General features: G+C 68.4%; 22 protein-coding genes and 3 pseudogenes. 15 read left to right on the forward strand and 10 right to left on the reverse strand.

Annotation, left to right across the window (positions count from 1 at the left end):
* Nucleotides 1-140: 140 nt before the first annotated feature.
* On the reverse strand, nucleotides 141-644 hold the full coding sequence (locus OG520_RS07085; RefSeq protein WP_399334682.1) for a nuclear transport factor 2 family protein: 504 nt from the start codon (nucleotides 642-644) through the stop codon (nucleotides 141-143).
* Between the two features lie 188 nt (nucleotides 645-832).
* Here OG520_RS07085 and OG520_RS07090 point away from each other — a divergent pair, with 188 nt between their 5' ends.
* Nucleotides 833-1,618 (forward strand): SDR family oxidoreductase, encoded by a 786-nt coding sequence (locus OG520_RS07090; RefSeq protein WP_406012589.1) that lies wholly within the window; start codon nucleotides 833-835, stop codon nucleotides 1,616-1,618.
* Nucleotides 1,619-1,691: 73 nt separating this feature from the next.
* On the opposite strand, the gene OG520_RS07095 is transcribed toward OG520_RS07090, so the two are convergent.
* Entirely contained in the window at nucleotides 1,692-2,480 is a 789-nt protein-coding gene (locus OG520_RS07095; RefSeq protein ID WP_406012590.1) for an SDR family oxidoreductase, read from the reverse strand.
* A gap of 830 nt (nucleotides 2,481-3,310) precedes the next feature.
* Here OG520_RS07095 and OG520_RS07100 point away from each other — a divergent pair.
* Nucleotides 3,311-4,543, forward strand: a complete 1,233-nt coding sequence (locus OG520_RS07100) for a LuxR C-terminal-related transcriptional regulator (RefSeq protein ID WP_406012591.1) — start codon at nucleotides 3,311-3,313, stop codon at nucleotides 4,541-4,543.
* Between the two features lie 111 nt (nucleotides 4,544-4,654).
* Here OG520_RS07100 and OG520_RS07105 read toward each other — a convergent pair.
* Nucleotides 4,655-4,880, reverse strand: a pseudogene (locus OG520_RS07105) (IS200/IS605 family accessory protein TnpB-related protein); the annotation flags it as partial.
* A pseudogene (locus OG520_RS07110) lies at nucleotides 4,873-5,414 on the reverse strand (IS607 family transposase). The pseudogenes OG520_RS07110 and OG520_RS07105, both read right to left, overlap by 8 nt.
* Nucleotides 5,415-5,528: 114 nt before the next feature.
* Here OG520_RS07110 and OG520_RS07115 point away from each other — a divergent pair.
* A complete protein-coding gene (locus OG520_RS07115) occupies nucleotides 5,529-6,260 on the forward strand; it encodes an RNA-guided endonuclease InsQ/TnpB family protein (RefSeq protein ID WP_406012592.1) in 732 nt (243 codons plus the stop codon).
* A gap of 626 nt (nucleotides 6,261-6,886) precedes the next feature.
* Here OG520_RS07115 and OG520_RS07120 read toward each other — a convergent pair.
* Together OG520_RS07120 and OG520_RS07125 are read right to left on the reverse strand one after the other, a co-directional pair.
* A complete protein-coding gene (locus OG520_RS07120; RefSeq protein ID WP_406012593.1) occupies nucleotides 6,887-7,246 on the reverse strand; it encodes a Zn-ribbon domain-containing OB-fold protein in 360 nt (119 codons plus the stop codon).
* 144 nt (nucleotides 7,247-7,390) lie between these two features.
* Complete coding sequence (locus OG520_RS07125; protein WP_399334824.1) at nucleotides 7,391-8,062, reverse strand: TetR family transcriptional regulator; 672 nt, start codon at nucleotides 8,060-8,062, stop codon at nucleotides 7,391-7,393.
* Between the two features lie 144 nt (nucleotides 8,063-8,206).
* On the opposite strand from OG520_RS07125, the gene OG520_RS07130 reads away from it, so the two are divergent.
* The 4 genes from OG520_RS07130 to OG520_RS07145 all read left to right on the forward strand — a co-directional run bounded on the left by OG520_RS07130 (nucleotide 8,207) and on the right by OG520_RS07145 (nucleotide 11,613).
* On the forward strand, nucleotides 8,207-8,992 hold the full coding sequence (locus OG520_RS07130) for an electron transfer flavoprotein subunit beta/FixA family protein (RefSeq protein ID WP_406012594.1): 786 nt from the start codon (nucleotides 8,207-8,209) through the stop codon (nucleotides 8,990-8,992).
* 58 nt (nucleotides 8,993-9,050) lie between these two features.
* The gene (locus OG520_RS07135; RefSeq protein WP_406012595.1) at nucleotides 9,051-10,013 is read left to right on the forward strand and encodes an electron transfer flavoprotein subunit alpha/FixB family protein; all 963 of its coding nucleotides are present in this window, start codon (nucleotides 9,051-9,053) and stop codon (nucleotides 10,011-10,013) included.
* A gap of 308 nt (nucleotides 10,014-10,321) precedes the next feature.
* The gene (locus OG520_RS07140) at nucleotides 10,322-11,356 is read left to right on the forward strand and encodes a sporulation protein (protein WP_406012596.1); all 1,035 of its coding nucleotides are present in this window, start codon (nucleotides 10,322-10,324) and stop codon (nucleotides 11,354-11,356) included.
* Entirely contained in the window at nucleotides 11,356-11,613 is a 258-nt protein-coding gene (locus tag OG520_RS07145; protein WP_406012597.1) for a twin-arginine translocase TatA/TatE family subunit, read from the forward strand. Before OG520_RS07140 ends, OG520_RS07145 begins: the two co-directional genes overlap by 1 nt.
* Before the next feature lie 201 nt (nucleotides 11,614-11,814).
* Here OG520_RS07145 and OG520_RS07150 read toward each other — a convergent pair whose 3' ends face one another.
* The gene (locus OG520_RS07150) at nucleotides 11,815-12,840 is read right to left on the reverse strand and encodes an endonuclease/exonuclease/phosphatase family protein (protein ID WP_406012598.1); all 1,026 of its coding nucleotides are present in this window, start codon (nucleotides 12,838-12,840) and stop codon (nucleotides 11,815-11,817) included.
* A 54-nt stretch (nucleotides 12,841-12,894) separates the two neighbouring features.
* On the reverse strand, nucleotides 12,895-13,539 hold the full coding sequence (locus OG520_RS07155) for a M15 family metallopeptidase (protein WP_399332897.1): 645 nt from the start codon (nucleotides 13,537-13,539) through the stop codon (nucleotides 12,895-12,897).
* Between the two features lie 186 nt (nucleotides 13,540-13,725).
* On the opposite strand from OG520_RS07155, the gene OG520_RS07160 reads away from it, so the two are divergent.
* From OG520_RS07160 to OG520_RS07185, 6 genes and pseudogenes are all read left to right on the forward strand, one after another.
* Nucleotides 13,726-14,421 (forward strand): response regulator transcription factor, encoded by a 696-nt coding sequence (locus OG520_RS07160; protein ID WP_406012599.1) that lies wholly within the window; start codon nucleotides 13,726-13,728, stop codon nucleotides 14,419-14,421.
* On the forward strand, nucleotides 14,418-15,608 hold the full coding sequence (locus OG520_RS07165; RefSeq protein WP_399332899.1) for a sensor histidine kinase: 1,191 nt from the start codon (nucleotides 14,418-14,420) through the stop codon (nucleotides 15,606-15,608). The genes OG520_RS07160 and OG520_RS07165 overlap by 4 nt, the downstream gene beginning before the upstream one ends.
* Nucleotides 15,609-15,693: 85 nt before the next feature.
* A pseudogene (locus OG520_RS07170) lies at nucleotides 15,694-16,266 on the forward strand (biotin/lipoate A/B protein ligase family protein); the annotation flags it as partial.
* 73 nt (nucleotides 16,267-16,339) lie between these two features.
* Nucleotides 16,340-16,819: a recombinase family protein gene (locus tag OG520_RS07175; RefSeq protein WP_406012600.1), complete on the forward strand. Its 480-nt coding sequence runs from the start codon at nucleotides 16,340-16,342 to the stop codon at nucleotides 16,817-16,819.
* 97 nt (nucleotides 16,820-16,916) lie between these two features.
* Nucleotides 16,917-17,516 (forward strand): hypothetical protein, encoded by a 600-nt coding sequence (locus OG520_RS07180; protein WP_406012601.1) that lies wholly within the window; start codon nucleotides 16,917-16,919, stop codon nucleotides 17,514-17,516.
* 49 nt (nucleotides 17,517-17,565) lie between these two features.
* A complete protein-coding gene (locus tag OG520_RS07185; protein ID WP_331749384.1) occupies nucleotides 17,566-18,963 on the forward strand; it encodes an IS1380 family transposase in 1,398 nt (465 codons plus the stop codon).
* Between the two features lie 58 nt (nucleotides 18,964-19,021).
* Here OG520_RS07185 and OG520_RS07190 read toward each other — a convergent pair whose 3' ends face one another.
* Nucleotides 19,022-19,840, reverse strand: coding sequence for a transposase (locus OG520_RS07190; RefSeq protein WP_406012602.1), 819 nt, complete (start codon nucleotides 19,838-19,840; stop codon nucleotides 19,022-19,024).
* Nucleotides 19,735-20,748 (reverse strand): transposase, encoded by a 1,014-nt coding sequence (locus tag OG520_RS07195; protein ID WP_406011693.1) that lies wholly within the window; start codon nucleotides 20,746-20,748, stop codon nucleotides 19,735-19,737. The genes OG520_RS07190 and OG520_RS07195 overlap by 106 nt, the downstream gene beginning before the upstream one ends.
* Nucleotides 20,749-21,521: 773 nt before the next feature.
* Here OG520_RS07195 and OG520_RS07200 point away from each other — a divergent pair.
* Nucleotides 21,522-22,100: a hypothetical protein gene (locus OG520_RS07200; protein ID WP_406012603.1), complete on the forward strand. Its 579-nt coding sequence runs from the start codon at nucleotides 21,522-21,524 to the stop codon at nucleotides 22,098-22,100.
* Between the two features lie 465 nt (nucleotides 22,101-22,565).
* On the forward strand, nucleotides 22,566-22,850 hold the full coding sequence (locus OG520_RS07205; RefSeq protein ID WP_406012604.1) for a hypothetical protein: 285 nt from the start codon (nucleotides 22,566-22,568) through the stop codon (nucleotides 22,848-22,850).
* The last annotated feature ends 204 nt before the right edge of the window (nucleotides 22,851-23,054 follow it).

Here is a 23,054-nt window from a genome sequence, read left to right on the forward strand (position 1 = left end):
CGCTAGTAGCAGTTTGATTCAAGTGTCAATCCGGCATGCCGGTCGTGGGGTCCCTCTGGGGCACCAGTTCGAAGCGCACTGCCCCTAGAACTAGTTGAATCTGCGGACGAGCGTGGCAACGGGATCGTGCGCGTGCGACATCACCAGGGCCAGCGCCATTCCTTGTTCTGCGGAACCACCCAGTAGTGGTCCAGTTCGACGCGATCGAACAGCCATCGTCCGTCCTCGATCACATAGGTGTCGGAGAACCGGCCGACGCTCTGGTGCACGAGGTCCGCCTTGTCGAACCTGACGTGCTCCACGAAGAAGCAGGCGCCGGACGCACGGTCGCCTTCGACCTCCACCTGATGGACCTGGTTGAAGTTCCTCAGGGCCACCTCGGAGGCACCTTGGAGCTCGACCATCTTCGGCAGCAGCGCGCTGTAGTACTCCTGGATCTCCGCGCGCCCACGGGCATCGCCGAAACTTCCGTAGGCCAGGTGCGCGTCCCTCGTGAACAGGGCGCCGAGGCCGTCCCAGTCCAGCGAGTTGAGGCAGTGGTGGAAGGCATTGCGCAGCTTCGTGAGCTCACGGATCGCCTCGAGCTCCCGCACTCTGGCCGACAGTTCGTCGATCCGGGCCACCAGGTCAACCTCGTCCGCCATCGTGCATCCTCTCGAGCGCCGCCGGATCCCGTTCCGCCTCTTACCGAAACCGGACCGAGAGTCGCAGCCGCAGGACACACGTCACAAGGCCCGCGCGCCCTTCCTGTGGTCGGTCCGCAATCCTCGAATTCCCTCACGTGATTAGGGTCGAGCCGCAGGAACGCCGGCGACACCCGACGGGAGACACCGTGAACCAGTCGAAGCGCATAGCCCTGATCAGTGGCGCGGGCCGCAACATCGGCGCCGCGACGGCCAAGGAGCTGGCCGGCCGTGGTTACCACGTAATCGTGAACTACCGGAGCGACGCCGACGCGGCAGCGGAAGTGGTCACGGAGATCGAGTCGCGCGGCGGCACGGCGGAGGCGGCGCAGGCCGACGTCTGCGACGCCGACCAGGTCGGCCGCCTTGTCGAGCGGGTACGGGCCGACCACGGGCGCATCGACCTGCTGATCTGCAACGCGAACACCGTGACACCGCCCTTCGCGTCCTTCGCCGAGCTGGACTGGGATGCATTCGCCGCAAAGGTAGACGGGGAGCTCGCCGGCTCCTTCTTCCTCACCCAGCGCACACTCGCCATCATGCGCGAACAGCGGTCGGGCAGGATCATCTACATCTCCAGCACGGCGTCGGACACCATCGGCATGGCCCTGCCCCATTCTGTCGCCAAGGCTGCGCTGAACACATTCAGCCGCCACATCGCCGGTATCGCCGCCGAGCACGGGGTGACCGTGAACACCGTCGCCTTCGGCGCCGTGCACACCGACGCCACATCGGAGTTCAGTGAGGACTTCTGGAAGTACACGACCGCCCGTTCCGTGGCGGCGCGCAGGGTGGAACCGGCGGACGCCGCGCGCGCCGTGGCCCTCGTCGCCGACGACGGCTTCGGCTTCACCTCTGGCCAGGTAATCCGGGTCGACGGCGGATTCGAGGTCCTTGACCAGCAGCTGCATCCGCTGGCGGACAGTTTCCGCTGACGGCGTTCCGTAGGGCCGGCCGTCGGCGCCCGGCCCTACGGGACTCCCCGGCGCGGCGCGGGCACCCACTGGGCTATTCGAAGTGCCGCACCATCGGGTGGAGTTGTTGGTCCAGAACCTCGAAGCCGCCGTCCACTCGAAGCACTTGGCCCACCGAAGCGATGAAGTCTTCGTCGGCGAGCATCGCGATGCTGCGCGCCGCCTCGTCGGCCTCGAGCAGCCGGCCGGATGCCGATCGGCTCTCCATGAACTTGCGGAGGTCGTCCGTCATGACACACGCGGTGGCGTCGGTCCGCACCGCGCCGAATGCGACCGTGTTGACGACGACCCCGTACTGCGCGGCGACTCCCGCGACGTGCCGGCTGAAGGTGTTGAGCGCGGCCTTGGCCGTGGAGTGGGCAGCGACGGTGCCGATCGAATCCGCCGCGGTGCTCGAAACGTAGACGATCCGGCCCTTCCGTTCCTCCGTCATACCGCGCAGCACGCCCTGGGTGAGGAAGTACGCTCCCGCCAACTCCCCGTTCACCTTCCCGATGAAGTCGTCCCAGGAGAGCGTGAGCAGAGGCTCGAACGGCGGATTCACCGTGTTGGCGTTGCAGACCAGAGCGTCGATGCGGCCGCGGTCGGTGCGAATGCGGTCGAGCATCCCGGACACCTGCTCGGGGTCACAGACATCGGCTCGGACGGCCTGGGCCGATCCGCCCGCGGCCTCGATCGCGCTCACCACCTCCGCTGCCGCGTCGGCATTCTGACGGTAGTTCACGACCACGTGGTAGCCGCGCCTCCCCATCTCCCCCGCGGTAGCCGCTCCGATCCCGCGACTCGCGCCGCTGATCAGCACCACCCGCTGTGACTGCTCCACGTTTCCTCCCTGGTCCCGGGCGTCCGGGGTCTGCCCGTCACGTGACCTTGGACCCGAACCCGCCATGTTGTCTCTACGGGTCTCCACCAGATTCCCCGCCCCTTCCTACGGGCGTCCCGCGGGACTCGATACACCCTCTTGCAGGTATCGGGACCGGCTGCGAGGGTCCGTCATGCACAGATACATGGAGGGACCAGGTGCCGCATTGCCGACTGTCGAGCGATGTTCAAGTTCGCCCGACGCCTTGCTCTCTATTTTACCTTTGACAGAAGCTTGGTCTTGTGACACGATCCCGACACTGGGAGATGGACCGATCGGTCCCGAATCAATGGAGATTCGCCGTTCGGAGCTTTCAAAACCGGGGAACATTCTCAGCAGGAGGGGTTTACTCAAGGTCGAGGCAGCGATCTCGCGACACTATTGATTAACCCCAATATTAAATCTCCTGTCGGCGCCGGGGGCTACAGCCTCATGTCGCAACTGCCCTGTTTCGCCGAGCGGTCCCCAGTCCGACCTCCATCGACAGTCATCAGTGGCGATGCCGCAGATCCGGCGGTCAGTCGCAGGCGCCCTGTCCAAACTTCCCGGACAAGAGACGCCGTCATGACCATGCAGAGCGACCAGCATCTTTGCCACCGTGCGACCACCTCACGGAGCGAGGCCAAAAGCCTTCTTTCTACCCAACGCGACCCTGTCCGTTTCGTGTTGTGAAGTGGCGTCATTCGTCAACTATGGGGGTAGCAAAAATGTCCGGAGATGATAGGAAGTGCCAAACCATAAAGACCGGTGCGAGAACCGATGAGGTCTCCACGTTTCTGACGGCCAGGCAGGTGGCGATTACCTACGCACCAGGAATCTCCCTCACTGAAGACCGCACACTCTTGCCGTCTGACGAGTCAAGTCTCGCCCTGAGCAATATCGAGTTCGCGAATCGCGGAGTTGACCGCGCGATGGTCAATGAGCAGGCCAAATGGCTGCTCGATGCGGCGGAGCCGCACAAGAACCCACACCGCACGTGGCTCGCGATCCTGGCCCTGCTCTACGCCGGAGACCTCGACTCCGCCGACGCGCAGTGCAAGCGACTCCGGGACGATCCCGCGTGGGCAGACTCGGCCCCGCGTCAAGAACTGCTCACGCTGTTGCAGGCACGGAGCAGCCTGCTCGCGGGGAAGGCCTGCCGAGCCGCGGACATGCTCCAGACCATGCTCGATCGCGGTACGTCGACGCAGTCGGCCTGCCTCGCGGTCGCTTGGCTGATCGAGGCGCTGGTCCACCTCGGCGAACTCGACCGAGCGCACCGGATACTGCTCGACAGCAAGCTGGCCGGCCCGCTGGACCCCGACCTGCCTGACCGTGCGCACATCCTGGCCGCCCGTGGGGCCCTCCACATGGCCGGCGGGCAATTCCGGCACGCCATCGACGACTACATGGCCTGCGGTTGGGTCCTCGACACCTCCTTCGTAGTCAATCCGGCAGTGATCCCTTGGCGTTCGAGGGCCGTTTTCGCGGCGCTGGGCGCCCGTCGGTACGACTTGGCGCTCGCCCTTGCCGAGGAGGAGCTCATCGCGGCGAGGAAATGGGGATCACCGCGTGGAATCGGCATCGCACTGCATGCCGTGGGAGTGGCACGCCGAGACGACACCTCGGTCGCCGTGCTCGAGGAGGCCGTGGCGCTGCTGGCCCAGGGACATGCGTGCACCGATCTCATGCAGGCCCTCTACGACCTCGGCACGATGCAGATCCGGCGGCAGGACGTGGCAGAGGGACGCAGGCGGCTCGACGAGGCGGCCATGGTGGCGCACGAGTGCCGCAACGCCTTCTGGCAGGAGCGCATCCGCTTTGCCTTGGAGCGTCTCCAGGCGCCTGCCAACACCTCGAAGCTCACCCGGCAGGAGGAGAAGATCGCCTACCTGGCCCGCGCCGGACACAGCAACCGGCACATCGCGCAGATGATATTCCTGACGGTCCGGACCGTCGAATTCCACCTGTCCAGCGTGTACCGGAAGCTCTCCATCTCCGGTAGGCGGGAACTCGTTTCCGCGCTGAGCTCCGTTCCGTCATAGCCCTCGTGTCTTCAGGCGCTGTCCGCCAATACCGGTCCGGACGGCGCCTGATGACGCCAGGCCGGCTCCCGGGCCCCCTCTCGGGCCGGCCCGGTTCTTCGGGCGGCTTCTCGGCCGTCAGGCCCCGCTTACGGGCCGCCCATGACTCGGTGGAGTGCTCCAGGCCGTCCGCGCAACGCGCTTTGAGGTCCTTCGAGGCGAGCGATCCCAGATGCGCACCCACCAGGCGCAGAACCTTCTCATCCTGGAGCGTGAGGTCTTTGAGCCGGGTACGTACCGCCACACCGGACGGGCCGGGAGCGACGAACGGCGCAGCGATCGGGTGGAGGTCAGCCATGTTCGGCGGCTTCCAGTGCCTTGCGGGCGCGGTTCTTCGCCGACCTGCGCCCGTACAGGCGGGCGCAGAACGAGGTCAGTACCTCCACCATGTCGCGCACCAGGTCGTCCTCGACCACGCCGTCGTCCAGCACCAGCAGGCGACGGCCCGTCGCGGACAAGGCGGCCTCGACAAGCTCGACGTTCATCCGGCCGAGCCGGTCCTTGTGCTCCACCGCCACGCAGGTCACGTGCGGGTCGGCCAGCAGACGCCGGGCCTTGGAACGGCAGCCGTTCATCCCGGAAGCGATCTCGCCTCAACGCGAACGACTCGGTGACCGGCCTTCGCTGCCCACGCCGACAGCCGAGCGACCTGGCGTTCCAGATCGCTGTTCTGATAGCGCGAGGAGACGCGGGCATACAGGCCCAGACCGCCGATGGCCTCGTGCGTGGTGTTCGCGTCGATGTTCACCAGGATCGTGCGCGGCGCGACCCGCTGAGCCGGTTCCGGCAATATCCCTTCACGGAACCAGCGATACGCGGTCTGCGGATGCACGCCATGCGTCTTCGCTCATTCCGTCAGATTCACGCTCTGACAACGACACTCACTCACACATGGATACGCTCACTCACCCGACTTCGAGGACCAGCAGGTGCACACCCCCGTCACGTGCGCCGGGCTGAGAAACGCCTCACGAAGGCGCAGCGGGCGTTGTCGCGGGCGCGGAAGGGCTCCGCGCGCCGGGCGAAGGCGCGGCAGCGCGTCGCCCGCCTCCACCATGAGCTCGCTGTCCGGCGGGGCACGGCATTGCACACCGTGACGAAGGAGCTGGCGACCCGTTTCGCGACGGTCGCGATCGAGGACCTCAACGTCCTCGGCATGACGAGCTCGGCGCGCGGCACCGTGGAAGTGCCGGGTACGAGGGTGCGGCAGAAGGCCGGCCTCAACCGGGCCATCCTCGACGTTGCCCCTGGTGAGCTGCGGCGCCAGCTCGACTACAAGACTTCCTGGTACGGTTCCCGGCTCGCGGTCCTGGACCGCTGGTGGCCGTCCAGCAAGACCTGCTCGGCCTGCTCATGGCAAAACCCACGCCTGGCCCTGGCCGACAGGACGTTCCACTGTGACAGCTGCGGACTGCGGATCGACCGCGATACCAATGCAGCCCGCAACATCGCAGCCCACGCCGTCCTCGACGCCACCCACCCAGCAGCACAGGTCGTCCCTGGCAGAGGAGAGACCGAAAACGCCCGCGGAGCGCCTATCAGACTTCCCGACCCCCGGGCCGGGGAGCAGGCTGCGAAGAAACGGGAAGGCGCCAGGCTCACCAGCCCGGCGTCACCTCGGCGGAGCATTCCGCCGGCATCCCCCAACCCACGCCAAGAACAAGCAAAGCTGTTCTGAAAGGCCAGGCCACAAAGGGGTCCGGCCCCGGCCCACGGAGGACGACCGTCGCACCGGGTGGAGCATCACCGATTCACGCAGTCCACGACGCCCCTCCGGCAGAAACCGCCCAACCGCAGCACACGGCCTGCCGCGTCAGGAAGGCCAAGCCCATGGTCTCCAGAGCCCTCCCCGCCAGGAGAAGCCGCAGCTGAACGCCTTACCCGGGGACTCCCCAGGGGGAGCGGCTGGGGAGTCCCCGGGTTGGGCGGGGAGCTCGTGGGGAGTTTGATCTGCACAACCCACACGACGCTGAAAGGCGACGAAAGATGAATCACCGCAGGTCAGCACCACCCTTGGCGACGAATCAGCAGGTCAGCGCCCTGCGCTAGGAGCCTCCATGCCGAAGGTGCCCTGGAGAGTGGGACGAGTGGTGAACATGCCCTGCTTCCTTGTCACTTGAACGGATGCGGAGGCACGGATGACGTCACCGACGGGCCCGGAGAGAATCCCGTCGGTCCGGAACCGCTCCTCCGCCGCCCCGGCCACCGGGCAGACTGTCGATCACTCGTCGCCGCTCCGGGCCCGCCTCCGGCGAAGACCGCCGGGGCGAAGGAGCCCGGACGCGCAGGGAACCGCGGGGGCGATCAGAACCACTCGTCGCACGCGGGCGGTTCGCAGAGCTCGAAGACCACGTCACCCGCGTCCGGACCGTCCACGGCGACGGGGCGCACCTGGGCGCCGACCGACACCCGGTGCGGGGCCGCGCCCACGACACGGCAGCGGAACACGAAGCCTTCGGGGAGCCGGACGAGGGACTCGTTGCGCGCGGCCTCCGTGTAGCGGTGGACGACGCCGGACCTCACCACGACGCCCAGACCGTCGCTGTGTTCGGGCTTCAGATCGCTCGACGCGCACACCGGGCACAGCAGCCTCCGGAAGGAGGCCGTGCCGCACCAGCGGCACAGGTGGTAGTTCAGGCCGGCTTCCTCATGCACCGTCTGCACGGTGCCACTTGATGACTGGGACACGTTCGACCCCCTGCGCTCGGCTCGGATGCGCCGTACCTGCGCGTCGGCGCGTTCGCACCATAGGGCACTGAGTGCCGAAGCGTAAAGACACTCAGTGCCAGATCGAGTCGGGCCGAAGGGTCAGCCCTGCCCGATGGCCGACTCGATCTGCTGCACCACGCGCCACATCGGAGCTCCCTTCGCGGCGACCATCACCACCACGTCACCTTCGGCCGGAGGAACGGCCGCGCCCCCGGCCGTCCCGCTCCCCCACACCCGACGCACCATCCCGAGTGCGTGATCGACGGCGGCCTCCGCGTCCCCCTCGCCGCCCGAACGCAACCACGTCCGCAGCCCGTTGTTGTGCGCGGCGACCACGGACGCGGCGATCACCTCGGCGCGCAGCGCCCCGTCGTCCGATTCGCCGTACCTGCCGCGCAGATACCCGGCCAGCGTCTGCTCGTACCGCCGCACCACGGACAGTTCGTAGGTACGCAGCCCGGGTACCTCCCGGGTGAGCCGGTACCGCTGGACGGAGAACTCCGGATTGGCGGCGTACATGCGCAGCACCAGCCGGGCCGCGTCGCTCACCGCGTCCACCGGCTCGGCGTCGCCGGCCTCCGCCAGGAACGCGGTCATGTCGGCGAGGCACCGCTCGTGATCCGGGAAGACCGCGTCCTCCTTGGAGGGGAAGTACCGGAAGAACGACCGGCGCCCGACCCCGGCCCGCGCCACGATGTCGTCCACCGTGGTCTGTTCGAAGCCCCGCTCCAGGAAGAGCTGGAAGGCCGCCTCGGCGAGCGCCTCCCGCATCGGGGCCTTCTTCGCCGGTCTGCGCGCGTCAGTCATGCCCGGAACGTAGCACCGGAGAGCCCCCTATGGCACCAGGTTCCTTTACAGAGGGTACTGAGTGCCATATCGTCATCCCTACGAACCACACCAGGTAGGAGAGCCGGCGTGAGCTTGAGGATCGTTGTCTGTGTGAAGTACGTGCCCGACGCCACTGGTGACCGGCATTTCGCCGATGACCTGACGGTGGACCGTGAGGATGTGGACGGTCTGCTGTCGGAGCTCGATGAGTACGCGGTGGAGCAGGCGTTGCAGATCGCGGACGAGGCGGACGATGCGGAGATCACCGTGTTGACGGTGGGTCCGGAGGATGCCAAGGACGCGTTGCGCAAGGCGTTGTCGATGGGTGCGGACAAGGCGGTTCACGTCGAGGACGACGATCTGCACGGCAGTGATGTGATGGGTACGTCGCTGGTGCTGGCGAAGGCGGTGGAGAAGGCCGGGTATGACCTGGTGATCGCGGGGATGGCGTCGACGGACGGGACGATGGGGGTGCTGCCGGCGGTGCTGGCGGAGCGTCTGGGAGTGCCGCAAGTGACGTTGCTGTCCGAGGTGTCGGTGCAGGACGGGGTGGTGCGGGGCCGTCGTGACGGTGACAGTGCGTCGGAGCAGCTGGAGGCGTCGTTGCCGGCGGTGGTGTCGGTGACGGACCAGTCGGGTGAGGCGCGTTACCCGTCGTTCAAGGGGATCATGGCGGCGAAGAAGAAGCCGGTGCAGTCCTGGGATCTGGGTGATCTGGGGATCGGGGCGGAGGAGGTCGGTCTGGCGGGTGCGTGGACCGTGGTGGATTCCGCTGCGCAGCGTCCGGCCCGCAGTGCGGGCACGATCGTGAAGGACGAGGGTGAGGGCGGCCGGCGGTTGGCGGAGTTCCTCGCGGGTCAGAAGTTCATCTGATCCCCTCTGTCGTCCCTTTCCCTCTGTTTCTTTGCTACTCGCAGGAGTTTGAAGTCCCATGGCTGAAGTTCTCGTCTTTGTCGATCACGTGGACGGTGCGGTCCGTAAGCCCACGCTGGAGTTGTTGACGCTGGCGCGTCGGGTCGGTGAGCCGGTCGCGCTGGCGGTGGGTGCGGGTGCTGCCGGTACGGCGGGTGTGCTGGCCGAGCACGGTGCGGTCAGGGTTCTGACCGTGGAGGCGCCGGAGTTCGGTGAGTATCTCGTGGTGCCGAAGGTGGATGCGTTGCAGGCGGCGTGCGCGGCGGTGTCGCCGGTGGCGGTGCTGGTGCCGTCGTCGGCGGAGGGCAAGGAGATCGCGGCGCGTCTGGCGGTGCGTATCGGGTCGGGGATCATCACCGATGCGGTGGATCTGGAGGCGGGTGAGGAGGGTCCGGTCGCGACGCAGTCCGCGTTCGCGGCGTCGTTCACGACCCGGTCCCGGGTCTCCCGGGGTGTCCCGGTGATCACGGTCAAGCCGAACTCGGCTGCGGTGGAGGCGGCTGCGGCCGCGGGTGCGGTCCAGGCGCTGGAGGTGTCGTTCTCGGCGCAGGCGACGGGCACGAGGGTGACCGCGCGGACGCCGCGCGAGTCGACGGGGCGTCCGGAGCTGACCGAGGCCGCGATCGTGGTGTCCGGCGGGCGTGGTGTGAACGGTGCGGAGAACTTCCACCTCATCGAGTCGCTGGCCGACTCCCTCGGTGCGGCGGTCGGTGCCTCGCGTGCCGCGGTGGACGCGGGGTGGTACCCGCACTCCAGCCAGGTCGGCCAGACCGGCAAGTCCGTCTCGCCGCAGCTGTACATCGCGTCGGGCATCTCGGGCGCGATCCAGCACCGGGCCGGCATGCAGACGTCCAAGACGATCGTCGCGATCAACAAGGACGCCGAGGCCCCGATCTTCGACCTCGTCGACTACGGCGTCGTCGGCGACCTCTTCCAGGTCGTCCCCCAGCTCACCGACGAGGTCAACGCCCGCAAGGGCTGACCCGCGGCGCAACCGCAGGACACGTCCGACGGTCCGGGGCCGTGTGGTGCACACGCACCACACGGCCCCACACCCATTCCGACCACCATCCCGTACGGTAAAAGCACGGCAAAACACGCACGTCAAGCGGCTACCCGGACCTCCTGAGCGATCCTTTTCGGACTTTCCCGTCCGCCGACCGCCCTCACGGCTCCGGAAGCCTCGTCACCGGCCCTATGCTCTACACGTCTGTAGAGAACGGGAGCCGCCGCAGGCGTTCCCGGACTCCCCCGCACCCCTCGTACGCACGTAAGGGAGTGAACGCCTCAATGGTGTTCAAACGACTGCTCGGCTCGCTCGGCGTGGGCGGCCCCACCGTCGACACCGTCCTCACCACCGGGGCGGCCGCTCCCGGCGGTCCCCTGTCCGGCCAGGTCCATCTCAAGGGCGGCAGCGCCGACTTCGACATCGACCACATCGCGCTGGAACTCGTCGCGCGGGTGGAGGCCGAGCACGAGGACGGCGAGGACGAACACGTCGTGGTCTTCGAGCGTTTCGTCGTCGGCGGCGGCTTCCGGCTGGCCGAGGGCGAGAAGCTCAGTGTGCCGTTCACGGTCGCGCTACCGTGGGAGACGCCGATCACCGAGCTGTACGGGCAGAGCCTGGGCATCGTGCTCGGCGTACGCACGGAGCTGGCGGTCGCCGGCGCCAAGGACAAGGGCGATCTCGATCAGCTCGCGGTGGGCCCGCTGCCGGCGCAGGAGGCGATCCTCGAAGCGTTCGGACAGCTCGGCTTCGGCTTCAAGTCCGCGGATCTGGAGTACGGCCGAATCGGCGGCACCGGCCAGCAACTCCCCTTCTACCAGGAGATCGAGCTGGCCCCGTCGCCGCAGTACGCGCACGCGGTCAACGAGATCGAGGTGACCTTCCTCGCCACCGCGGGCGGCATGGAGGTGGTCCTGGAGGCCGACAGGCGCGGTGGACTCCTCTCCGGCGGGCACGACGCACTCACCCGGTTCACGGTCGCGCACGACGGCATCCACCATCAGGACTGGCAGGCTCTGGTCGACGGCTGGCTCCGGCAGCTGATCGAGCACCGGTCGGCGTACGCGGAAGGCTCCGCGTACGGACACGGCGATCCGTACGCCGGGCACCACGGCCACGGGCCCGGTCACGGCCACGACGGTGACCACCACCACGACGGCGGTCACCGCTCCGGGCCGGGCCTGGGAACGGCCGTCGCGGTGGGCGCGGCCGGGCTCGCGGTCGGCGTCGTCGGCGGCATGGTCGCCGCCGAAGTCGTGGACGAGGTGGGGGACTTCTTCGAGGACGACAACGATGACGACGGGGACGGGGACGACTGATGTTCGGAATCAGCGAGATCGCGATCATTCTGATCGTGGTCATACTCGTCCTGGGCGCCAAGAAGCTCCCCGAACTGGCCCGTTCCGCGGGCAAGTCGGCCCGCATCCTCAAGGCCGAGGCGAAGGCGGTGAAGGAGACGGAGGGCGCCGAGGGGGAAGCGGGGGCACCTCGTGTCATCCGCGGCGAGACCGTCGCCCGGCACGACGCCGGGGACCCGCAGCGGGATTTGGGGCCGCGGTCCCAGGACCGCGTATGAGTCACCCGGCCCGGTAGGCGTCACGCCGGAGTCCGTCCGGTGCCGACGCGCTTGCTGCCTGATCGCCGGGGTCCTTCATCCGCGGCACCGGCTGCTGTTCGTCCACGGTCCCCACCCCGCGCCCCCCGGCCGGGCGGTCGCGGCCCGGGGTGCCCGAGCCGGCCTCCGCACGGGGCCGGCGGGGGCCGCCCGCCGCATGGCCTATGCCTTGAGCCTGGCGGCGACCGGCCGGTGGTCGCTGGCGGTGGCGGGGAGGGTCCAGGCGTCGGTGGGGGTGACGCCCCGGGTGAGGATGTGGTCGATACGGGCGATCGGGAAGGCCGCGGGCCAGCTGAAGCCGAAGCCGGTACCGGCCTTGTCCTCGGCCGGCGTCAGCCGGGACACCAGAGGCGCGAGGTTGCGGTCGGTGGTGGTGCCGTTGAGGTCGCCCAGCAGGAGGACCTTCTTCTGCTCCTCGTGGTCGAGGGCCCGGTCGAGGGCGGTGAGGGTGTCATCGCGCCGGGCGATGGTGAAACCGGATACGCCGAAGCGGACCGAAGGCAGATGGACCACGTAGACGGCGACGGGGCCGTTCGGTCCCTGGATCCGGGCGCGCAGCGAGCGGCTCCAGCCGGGATCGATGGTGAGGCGCCGGGACTCGGTGATGGGGTAGCGGCTCCACAGGGCGACGGTGCCGATGTGCACGGAGTGGGTGAGCCGGGGGTCCAGCACCTTCCGGTAGGCGGGCAGGGCGTCGTCGGTGATTTCTTCCAGGGCCACCAGGTCGGGGTCGGCGGCCAGCAGCGTCCGGACGGTCGCGGCAGGGTCGGGGTTGGTGGCGTTGACGTTGTGGGTGACCACGGTCAGGTTCGGCTCGGCATCGCTGCGCCCGCCGAGGAACAGGGACGCGAACACGGCGGACCACGCGGCGCCGAGAAGGAGGGCGGCGATGACGGCCGGCACGGACCTGCGGAGCAGGGCGGCCAGGAGCAGCACCGGTACGGCCAGGCCGGTCCAGGGCAGCACGGTTTCGAGCAGGCTGCCCAGGTTGCCCGGCGAGTTGGGCACGAACGAGTGGCAGACCATCACGATCCCGGTCGCCACCGCGACGGCGCCCGGAATCCAGTTCCTGCGCCGTCCCGGGCCGGGCCGGCCGGGGCCGGGTTCGGCGGGCGGTGTCCCGGCGGGATCGGAGAAGCCGCCTCCGATGTACACATCCGGGTACGGGTCCTCGCACGGATCGGCCATGGCATGTCCTTCGGAAGGGGGCGGCGCTGAATCAGGGGCTGAACGCATCGCCGGTCAGCCGGCGGCGTTGCTCAGGGGAGCCGGGCAGGTGCCACCGGGGCCGGTCAGGAGCTCGAAGTGCCACATCTCGTTGCTGTAGACCTGGCACAGGCCGTAGTCGGAGCCGTTGCGGATGAGCCAGTCGTCGGCATCGGTGGGACCGATGTCGACCGCCTTTCCGGACACGTGGGTCGACTTCTGCGGGGTGTTCACGAACTGCCTGGCCTTCTCCGGGCTTCCGTACTTCTCGATGCCCTCGTCCAGCAGGCGCTGCTGGTGTTCCTTGCTGCGCCATCCCGAGGTGACCCGGAGTTCGATGCCGTCGTCACGGGCGTCCCGGGCCGCCTCCTGGACGGCCTTCAGCAACGGTTTGTCCAGCCGGCCGATGGCCGGGTACCGGGTGTCGAAGGGGGTGAGCTCCCGACCGCTCGGTATGTCGCCGCCTTCGGTACCCTCGGGAGTGGCCTCCGTGGTCGCTTCGCCGCCGTCCCGCTCATGGTCCGCCGCCGCGGCGGCACGCGCGGCCGGTTCGCTCCGAGCCGTCACGCCCCATGTCGCCGCCAGCGCCACCACCACGACCGCACCGACTCCTGCCACCGTCCGGCCGGGGAAACGGCGCGCTGCCGTGGTGGAGCGGTTCGCGGTGGGGTTGTGGTGCATGGTGGCCTCCGGGCATCTCGGACGTGGCGGCGGGTGCCGCGGACGGATGCTTCGAGTGAACGGCAGGCCATGTTGTCGGGCCGTTTCGATTTCCCGATACGTTTTCGATATCCCCGGACCGTTCCCATGGGAGCAGTCCGACAGGCCGGCAACCGGCCGGGTGAGGCGCAGAGCAGGAGAGACCGTATGCGGGTGCTGATTGTCGAGGACGAGTTGTATCTCGCCGAGGCGGTGCAGGCGGGGCTGAGGCTCGAAGCCATCGCCTCCGACATCGCCGGGGACGGCGACACCGCCCTGGAACGCCTCGCCGTGAACGAGTACGACGTCGTCGTACTCGACCGCGACATCCCCGGCACCCACGGTGACGACGTGTGCCGGATCATCGTGGAACGGCGCCTCGGCTGCCGCGTGCTCATGCTGACCGCGGCGGGCCTGATCAACGAGAAGGTCACCGGGTTCGAGATCGGCGCCGACGACTACCTGACGAAGCCCTTCGACCTGAAGGAGCTGGTCGTACGCCTCCGCTCACTGGCCCGCCGGCCCAAGGACGGCACACCCCCCGTCATCGACTACGCGGGAATCCGGCTGGACCCGTTCCGGCGTGAGGTCTTCCGCGACGGGAGGTACGTGGCGCTCACCAGGAAGCAGTTCGCCGTCCTGGAAGTCCTCATGACCGCGCGAGGCGGCGTCGTCAGCGCGGAGACGCTGCTGGAGCGGGCCTGGGACGAGAACGCCGACCCGTTCACCAACGCGGTCCGCATCACCATGTCCACGCTCCGCAAACGGCTCGGTGATCCGTCGGCCATCCACACCGTGCCCGGCGTCGGATACCGTCTCGACGAGCCGGCGGGGCAGGACGAGCGGACGGGGCACGCGCAGTGAACCGCCGGACGGCACCCCACCGGGACGGCGACGCGGACACGGCCGGGGCCCCGGCACGGTCCGGGCGGCCGCGGCGGCTGACCGCCCGCATGAAGCTCACCCTCACCTACGCCCTGTTCGTCGTCGTCGCCGGGGCGTTCAGCCTGGTCGTGGTGTACCTGGCCATGCGCTTCGTGCCCAATTACCCGCTGGGCGACGTGAACCCGCAGGCCGCGGCCGTCGCCACCCGGCCGGACATCCTCCAGGCCCTGGCCAAGGCCTCCGGCGTCACCCTGCTGCTCCTCGCGCTGATCGGGCTCAGCGGCGGCTGGCTCATCGCGGGCCGCGTCCTGCGCCCCCTGCAGGACATCACCTCGGCGGCCCGCCGGGCCGCCGACGGCTCCCTGGACCACCGCATCGGACTCACCGGCCCGCGGGACGAGTTCACCGACCTCTCCGACACCTTCGACGACATGCTCGCCCGCCTGCAGCGGTCCTTCGACGCCCAGCAGCGCTTCGCCGCCAACGCCTCGCACGAACTGCGCACACCGCTCGCCGTCAGCCGCACCATGCTCGACGTGGCCGTCGCCGATCCGGACGGCCAGAACTACCGCCGGCTCGTCTCCCGGCTCCGCGAGACCAACCAGCGCGGCATCGACATCACCGATGCCCTGCTGCAACTCTCCGCCCTCGATCACACCCCACCCACCACGGAGCACCTCGACCTCGCCGACACCGCCCGAGCAGCCGTCGACGCCGTCCGCGAGGAAGTCAGGACACGGGACATCTCCGTCTCCGCCGACACCCGCCCGGCCCCGGCCACCGGCAACGACGTACTGCTGCGCCAGCTCGTCCTGAACCTGCTCCACAACGCCGTACGACACAACCTGCCCACGGGCGGTTCGCTCTCCCTGACCACCGGCCCCGACCCGGCCCGTCCCGGCCGCGCCCTCCTGACCGTCACCAACACCGGACCGCCCCTGTCCGGCACGGTCGACCGCCTCACCGAACCGTTCCTGCGCGGCAGCGGGCGTCTGGCCGAGCAGGACCCCACGCGCCGCGGCCACGGCCTCGGTCTGGCGATCGTCTCCAGCATCGTCCGCGCCCACCACGCGGACCTGAACCTGACCCCCAACCCCGGCGGGGGACTCACCGTGCGGGTATCACTGCCCGGCGCACCGCAGGGCGGTGCACCTCCGTCACGCTGAGCGCGGGAACTAAACCGCACAGTGGTGACGTCATGGGTGTTCGGTGCCGATTCGTAAGAGCGGTCGGGCGGATGTGGAGGCAAAGCTGCAGTACAAGGTCCCCGGCGGCAAGCTCGTCGTGGTGGATCTCGATGTCGAGGGCGGGGCGCTGCGCAACGTACGGGTCGCCGGGGACTTCTTCCCCGAACCGGACGAGGCGGTCCTCGCGATCGACGCGGCGCTGGAGGGCGCACCGGCCAACACCGACACCGCCGGTCTCGCCGCCCGGATCGACGCGGCCCTGCCCGCCTCGACGGTGACGCTCGGCCTCGGCTCCCAGGGCGTCGCCGTCGCCGTACGCCGAGCCCTCGCGCACGCCACCGAGTGGAGCGACTACGACTGGCAGCTCATCCACGAGGCTCCGCAGTCGCCCGCGCTCCACATGGCCCTCGACGAGGCCATCACCGCCGAGGTCGCCGCGGGGCGCCGCCCGCCCACGCTCCGGGTCTGGGAGTGGGACTCCCCCGCCGTGATCATCGGCAGCTTCCAGTCCCTGCGCAACGAGGTCGACCCCCAGGGCACCGAACGCCATGGCGTCACGGTCGTGCGCCGGGTGTCCGGCGGCGGGGCCATGTTCATCGCAACGCTCAGACACTACAAACTCGCCCTTAGCCATCCCGCGGCACCTAATAACCGCAAAGTGCGGCAATCGTGACAAAGGTCGACCGAAGAACGACCTACTCTGCGCGATTGTGAGCACCGTCGTGACAACCGCACCACTCCGGCTATGCCCCGTCGAAGAGCAGTCCGCCACCGTCGGCCGCCGCAAGCGCGGCCTGATCCATGTCCGGGTCTCCAGGGCCCGGGACGACATGATCAGTCCCGAACTGCAGGTCGGTCACGCCTTGACCCTCGCCAGGTCCGAGACCATCGATGTCATCGCCGACCCCATCATGGATCTCGGCGAATCGGAGCGCGGGTTCGAGGAGCGCCGGATCGAAGAAGTCAAACAGATGGCGCACGACAAGCAGTTCGATGTGCTCATCCTGTGGATCCGGTCGAGGTTCGGCCGCAACCTCCGCGAGTCTCTCCAGCACCTCGACGCGCTCATGGACTACGGGGTCGAAGTCCGAACCGCCAAGGAGGACTTCGACGGCAAGGCGACCATCGGCCGCTTCGCCATCGCCCAGATGCTCAGCGTCGCCGAGCTGGAGTCGAAACCAGAAGTCTGATTCCTGGCGTGACACCTTCGAGCGCCGGCGGAACAAGGGACTCCCCCCACTCCAACCGCGGCCGGTTCGGGTACTACCGCTGCGAGAGCTGCCCCAAGTGGAGTTCGGCAAGAAGCTGGATACCTGCCCCAAGTGCCGCAACGGGATCCTGGAGATCGACCCGGTGACCGGTCCCGATCTGGCCCAGCTGTACCGCGACCACGCCGCCGGCATATCGGTCCGCAGGCTGCTGGTCGGCCTCAACCGGCGGGGGATCAAGACCTTCACGGGCAAGCCCTTCACTTCCGGCGACCTCCACGCCGTCCTCGACAGCGGCTTCGGCCTGGACTACGTCCGCTACCTCACACCCGAGCTGTCCCACCAGGTCGTCACGAACGACGACGGCAGCACAAAGAAGAAGCGGGTGAACCGGCAGCGCAACGTCACGGCGTTCCTGTACTACGGCAACGCCCACGACGCGGTCATCGACGACCCGGCCGAATGCGAGCGCATCTGGGACGCGTACACCAAGCGCCGCATGGCACAGAACGGCCAGAGCTTCTTCTCTGACCGCCCTCGCTACTCCCTCTCCCGACACCTCCGCTGCTCGGGCTGCGGAGGCCGGATGCAGACCGCCCTGCCTAAGCCTCGATCCACCGACCCGTGCCTTGTGGATAACGTCTCGGAAAACGAAGAAGTGCCTTGTGACCTGCGATGATGGGAGTTCTTCAGGCTCCATCACGCACAATCAGCAAGGCACTTCCGAGATGCAAGTTTCCCACACGCGGGCGGCGGTCTCCGCTGCCTTCGATGACGCGAACCTGATCGCGCATGCCGGGCTGGTTCCGGTGATGCGGCTGGCCGAGCGGTGCGGTCTGCCCCGGCTGGTGAGGGAGAAGGTGAGGCTGACCGGGACGAAGAACGGCGCGGGTGCCTCGGCGGACGCCAAGGTCACCGGCATCGTGGGCGGCATGGCCGCAGGGGCGGACAGCATCGACGACCTCGACGTTCTGCGCCACGGTGCGATGTCGGCCGTGTTCGAAGGGGTCCGTGCCCCGTCCACCCTGGGCACCTTCCTCCGCTCCTTCACCCACGGTCACGCCCTCCAACTGCACGCGGTACACCGCAGGTTCCTCGGCGAACTGGCCGCGCACACCCCGTTGCTGCCCGGCTCCGGCGAGAAGGCGTTCATCGACGTCGACTCCACCCACAAACGCGTCTACGGCCGCACCAAGCAGGGTGGCGAGTACGGCCGGTTCAAGGGCATCCGCACCCTGCACCCTCTGCTCGCCACGATCTGCACCCCCACCTCCCGCCCGGTGATCGCCACCGTGCGGATGCGCCGCGGCAAAGCAGCCGACTCCCGGGGCGCCCCGAAATTCGTCAGCGAGGCGCTGGCCACCGCCGTCGAGGCCGGCTGCACCGGCATGCGCATCTTGCGCGCGGACTCGCAGTTCTACAACGCCGGTGTCATCGCCGCCTGCCGCCGGTCCGGCGCCCGCTTCTCCCTCACCACCGGGATGAACCCCTCCATCGAACGAGCCATCCACAGCATCCCCGACACCGCGTGGCAGCAGATCACCTACCCGACCGCGGTGCCCGACCCTGAGACCGGCGAGCTCATCTCGGACGCCGAGGTCGCCGAGATGCCCGCCTACACCGCCTTCGCCAGCCGCAAGAAAGGCGAGCGGGTCACGGCCCGGCTGATCGTGCGCCGAGTCCGTGACCTGGCCAAACCCGCCGTCGTCGGCGAGCAGGGCGAGTTGTTCCCGGTCTGGCGCTACCACCCGTTCTTCACCGACACCCCCGCGCCGACGCTCGAGGCCGAGCGGGAGCACCGCCACCACGCCGTCGTCGAGCAGGTCATCGCCGACAGCAAAGCCTCCGCCCTGGCCCACCTGCCGTCGGGACACTTCCACGCCAATGCCGCCTGGCTGATCCAGTGGGCGATGGCCTACAACCTGCTGCGGGCCGCCGGGGCACTGACCTCCGCCTTCCACGCCAAGGCCACCACCGCCACCCTCCGCGCCCACCTGGTCCAGGTCCCGGCCCGGATCGCCCGCTCCGCACGGCGCGTCACCCTGCACCTACCGCACAACTGGCCCTGGCAAAAAGCCTGGACGCACCTGTTCGACACCGTCCACCGCCCACCCGAACCCGCCTGACAGTCTCTGCCCACCCCGCCCGCCAGGGCCCCACCGACTCTGCTGCGCAATTCCTGGGTCAGGCTGTGAGTCGGTAGGCGAGGCGTTCGAGCCGGCTGCTGCGGGTGTGATGCTGGTCGTGTCCGGTCCAGTGGGCGTCGAGTCTGATCACGTTGAGTGCGGTGGCGGAGAAGGCGTGTTGGAGGCGGACTTTCGGTAGCCCGCGGTAGCGGGCCCGGCGTATGCCGGTGATGTCGAGGGCTTGATTGATAGTGCCTTCCACACCCGCTCGCAGGGCGTACTTGGCCTTCCACGTCTCGGTCTTCTGCTCGGCGCGGGCCTGGGTGAGGGCTTCTTCTGGCTCTCTGGGGCGCAGGGTGAGCATGCGGCGGCCTTTCGCGGAGCTGGTGCATTGGTCGCGGAAGGGGCAGGGGCGGCAGGTGCGGACGCCGAAGGTGATGACGATCGCGTCCGTTCCGTGCTGTTTCACGGGGTTCCAGTGCGCGCTGGTCTTGCCGGCGGGGCAGCGGACCTGGCGGGCCCTCCAGTCGATGATGAAGGCGCTCTTGTCGAAGCCGGCGTGGGCCTTGGCCTGGGCGGAATGATCCAGCAGAACCGGGGTGACCATACGGGTGCCCTGTTTCAGCGCGGCGGCGATGAGGTCGGCGGATGGATAGCCGGAGTCGAGGTAGTGCTCGGCGGGCCTGATGCCGTGCTCGGCCAGGCGCTGTTGGACCGGGGCGGTCGCTTTCACATCGGGCACGGTGGCATCGGTGGTGCACACGTCCGTGATCAGATTCGGTGCCGCCCGGACACCGGCTTCGGCTTCGGCTTCGGCTTCGGCTTCGGCTTCGGTGGGAGTGTCGCAGGTCTCGGTGAGATGGACCTTGTAGCCCATCCAGAACAGGCCCTCGCCCTTGGCCGCCCAGCGTGCGTCCGCGTCGTAGGGGAGGCGAGGCGGCGATGACCGGGCGGGACACCCTCGTCGTCGGCGGCCCGCTTCTTGATCACCTCCCGTCCCCTGGTGTCGGTGCTCAGGTAGTACGTCTGGACGAGGATCTGCCGCAGGATCTGTACGGACTCGATCTCACGGATCCATGGGGGTGTGCCGGGTGACCAGGCCGCCCGGCACAACGCCAGCGCGTCCTGGCCGAAGACCTGCGCGAGCCGGTCGCGTTTCGTCTGCGAGGCGGGCATGCGCCAGCCGTCCACCCGCGGCCCGTACCGGTGAGCGAACTCGGCGACATCGACCTGCCCGGCCAGCCACGACGGCGCCGCGACAGCCAGGGCCTCCAGCGCCGCCCGCACACTCTCCCCGGCCAGCTCGAGGCGGTTCAAGTCCCGCACCGCACTGATCACATGGGTGGAATCGGTCCGCTGCCTGCCCCCGGCCGCGACCAGCCCCTCCTCCACGCAGTACTCAAGGAGACGGTCGAAGACCACCCGTTCCATGCCGTTGTCGGACAGGCGGGAACGGAACCGGCTCAGCACACTGGCATCGAAGCCGGTGTCCGTCAGCTCCGCCCCGAGCGCGTACTTCCAGTCGATCGCCCGCACCGCCATCGCCGCGGCCTGCCGATCGGTCAGATCCTCGGCGAACTGCAACACCGTGACCAGGCACAACACCCCCGGAGACAAACCCGGAGCCCCACGCACCCCGAACGCCGACGCGAACGGCTCGTCCGCGAAAACCTCCGCGAGCCGGTCTCGCACCCGTATCGCCAGGCTCCCCTGCGGGAACGCCGCCCGCGCCACCATCACGGTCTGCTCCGGGACTTCCGGCAGCCCCTCCGGCCGCATCGACATCCACACCACCCCCACGGCCGCACGACAGGACAACGACCGTACAGACGATCATCCCGTGCCCACCTTCACCCCCGCACGGAATTGCGCAGCAGAGTCCCCACCGGAACCAAAACCGTGGAAAAGCTGGGCAGACCAGCGGATGCAGCACGCCCATGCCCATCGGTCGACCCAAAACCGGCTCAGAAGCCCGTCAGAAGATCACTTCCAGACCACGTCGGCGGATCGAGGCTAAGGGCTGTCCCGTAATCCCTGGCGGGCGTGCGACGACAGCTACGGCACCTCGCCGCGTTGTCGGAACGCCCGAATACATCCAGTATTCGGGCGTCCCTCCGCCTTGCGATGCACCGCATCTGGCGCCGCACGCTGATCCACCAGGGATTACGGGACAGCCCTTAACAAGAAGTACCGACGCCCTCTGATCGACAGCCTCCCCAACCCTCTATGTGGCCCCCTTGGAACCTACGCCAGGCCATATGTCAAGCAGCGACTTGCCGACACTTCCCGGCGACCCACCGCCACAGCGGGTGAGTAGACGTCAGAAGATCACCTGCAAGGGCTAATTGTCTTTCAATCTCCCAAGCTCAAAGCAATTTTGACGGTCAGTCAGTTCTTCTTCGGGGCGCCGAAAAGGGGCTCTGCATACCCGATCAGCCCATGAAAACGGGGATCCCGATTTGCTCGATATGACAGGAATGGGGGGTGTTAGTACGTTCGATCACGCACCGGCTGTCACAGCGGGACTGTCTCTGAGTCCGAGAAGGAGAACAAGCGACATGATCATGACCCGTTCCCACGCGATCGCCACGGCCGTCGCGGCCGCCGCAGCACTGACCGCGATCGGCATCACCTACGCCTCCGCCGTCCCCGCCCCCCAGGTGGCCCCGGCCGCCGTCCTCGCCCAGGCCCCCATGGGCGGGGAGGGCGGCAACACGGGCAAGGGCAACGAAGGCAACGAGCGCCGGGGCAACGAGCGCGAGGGCAAGCGCCATCACGAGGAGGGCCGGATCCACATCAACGAGCGCGAATACTCCGGCCGCCCCGACGGCTGCATGACCGTCGTCAGCGGCCTGGGCGCCAAGAGCTTCAACATCCGCAACGACAGCCGCAACGAGGTCGAGGTCTTCCGCGGAGCCGTGTGCGACAACGGCGCCCCCATCGCCACCGTCGGCCCCCGCAGCTCCGCCAACAACGTCCGTCCGGGCAAGGACGAGGACGAGAACTGCGAGGAGGGCGAGCACCACGAGAAGATGGATGGCGGCGTGAAGGTCAAGCACGGAGTCGTCGCCAGCTTCCGCGTCATCAAGCGCCACCACGGCGAGAGGGGCGAGGGCGGCGAATTCGGCGATTACTAAAACCAGCGACCGCCTGATGCGCATGCCAAAGAATCCCGGCCCGCCGTAATCGGGCCGGGGCCCTCCGGCCAGGCGCACAACACAGAATCCCGGCCCGCCGTAATCGGGCCGGGATTCTAGTCTGGCCCCGGCCCGAGGATATCCCTTCTCGGAACATCCAGCTCGGAACCCCGGAGGTGCGTGGAAGCGCCGACAAGGGCGGTGTACAGCCGTACGGGCATGGAACCGATCCACGCTCAGCACCTCAGCGAGCCCGAGTTTGGGCCACATCAGGGATCGGGCCCGTACGGAAAGTGCCCGGTGAACAAGGAGTCAAAGCACGCATGTACGCGGACACCCGGCGACTCCATGCCGAGTAGACCGACCACCTTCACCGGGCACCAAGCCGGAGCCCGGACCAGTCAGCCGCCGGGTGCGTGGCGGGTGAGGTGGGAGCAGGCGCAGCTCCGCTCTCTCATTGCCCTCATGGATGCCTCCCTCCCCGGCTCGCGGAAGCTCTACGGAGACCGGGCGCGCGAGATCCGCAACTCCGAAGGCTGGCACTACGCGGACGAGCTGTCCTTCCAAGGCCCCGCCCTCGTCCGGGCTGCCGACTATCTGGCCAGCCGGCTCGATACCGATCGGCCTTCGCAGACCGAACGCGTGCACGTGGCTCTCGCCCGCTCAACGTCCGACAACCGCCGGACACCACCCGCTTCACCTCCCGCACCGCAGGTGTCGAACCCGGCACCCCCGCACCGTTCCCGATGACCGGTAGCCGAACCCTCATGGAACACCTCAACGGCTACCAGCCCCACGTGCCACCGCCGGTCGCTGACGCACCCGGCCACGGAGAAGGTCCATGCGGACAGGAGTACGGGTACGGCCATCTCACCGGCCCCCTCCGGCAGCGCGGCCTGGAGTGCACTGTCGAGTACGGCCTCAGCGACTACACCGTCCGCGCCGTACCGGCGT

This window comes from Streptomyces sp. NBC_00984 (assembly GCF_045162475.1).
In the GTDB taxonomy this organism is placed as follows: domain Bacteria; phylum Actinomycetota; class Actinomycetes; order Streptomycetales; family Streptomycetaceae; genus Streptomyces.

What these genes read in the sequence shown, in the direction of transcription:
- OG520_RS07185 (WP_331749384.1), top strand. Translation starts at nt 17,566, where the DNA reads ATGCAAGTTTCCCACACGCGGGCGGCGGTCTCCGCTGCCTTCGATGAC.
- OG520_RS07135 (WP_406012595.1), top strand. Translation starts at nt 9,051, where the DNA reads ATGGCTGAAGTTCTCGTCTTTGTCGATCACGTGGACGGTGCGGTCCGT.
- OG520_RS07085 (WP_399334682.1), bottom strand. Translation starts at nt 644, where the DNA reads ATGGCGGACGAGGTTGACCTGGTGGCCCGGATCGACGAACTGTCGGCC.
- OG520_RS07205 (WP_406012604.1), top strand. Translation starts at nt 22,566, where the DNA reads ATGGATGCCTCCCTCCCCGGCTCGCGGAAGCTCTACGGAGACCGGGCG.
- OG520_RS07160 (WP_406012599.1), top strand. Translation starts at nt 13,726, where the DNA reads ATGCGGGTGCTGATTGTCGAGGACGAGTTGTATCTCGCCGAGGCGGTG.
- OG520_RS07125 (WP_399334824.1), bottom strand. Translation starts at nt 8,062, where the DNA reads ATGCGGGAGGCGCTCGCCGAGGCGGCCTTCCAGCTCTTCCTGGAGCGG.
- OG520_RS07190 (WP_406012602.1), bottom strand. Translation starts at nt 19,840, where the DNA reads ATGGGCTACAAGGTCCATCTCACCGAGACCTGCGACACTCCCACCGAA.
- OG520_RS07200 (WP_406012603.1), top strand. Translation starts at nt 21,522, where the DNA reads ATGATCATGACCCGTTCCCACGCGATCGCCACGGCCGTCGCGGCCGCC.
- OG520_RS07150 (WP_406012598.1), bottom strand. Translation starts at nt 12,840, where the DNA reads ATGGCCGATCCGTGCGAGGACCCGTACCCGGATGTGTACATCGGAGGC.
- OG520_RS07155 (WP_399332897.1), bottom strand. Translation starts at nt 13,539, where the DNA reads ATGCACCACAACCCCACCGCGAACCGCTCCACCACGGCAGCGCGCCGT.
- OG520_RS07145 (WP_406012597.1), top strand. Translation starts at nt 11,356, where the DNA reads ATGTTCGGAATCAGCGAGATCGCGATCATTCTGATCGTGGTCATACTC.
- OG520_RS07195 (WP_406011693.1), bottom strand. Translation starts at nt 20,748, where the DNA reads ATGTCGATGCGGCCGGAGGGGCTGCCGGAAGTCCCGGAGCAGACCGTG.
- OG520_RS07140 (WP_406012596.1), top strand. Translation starts at nt 10,322, where the DNA reads ATGGTGTTCAAACGACTGCTCGGCTCGCTCGGCGTGGGCGGCCCCACC.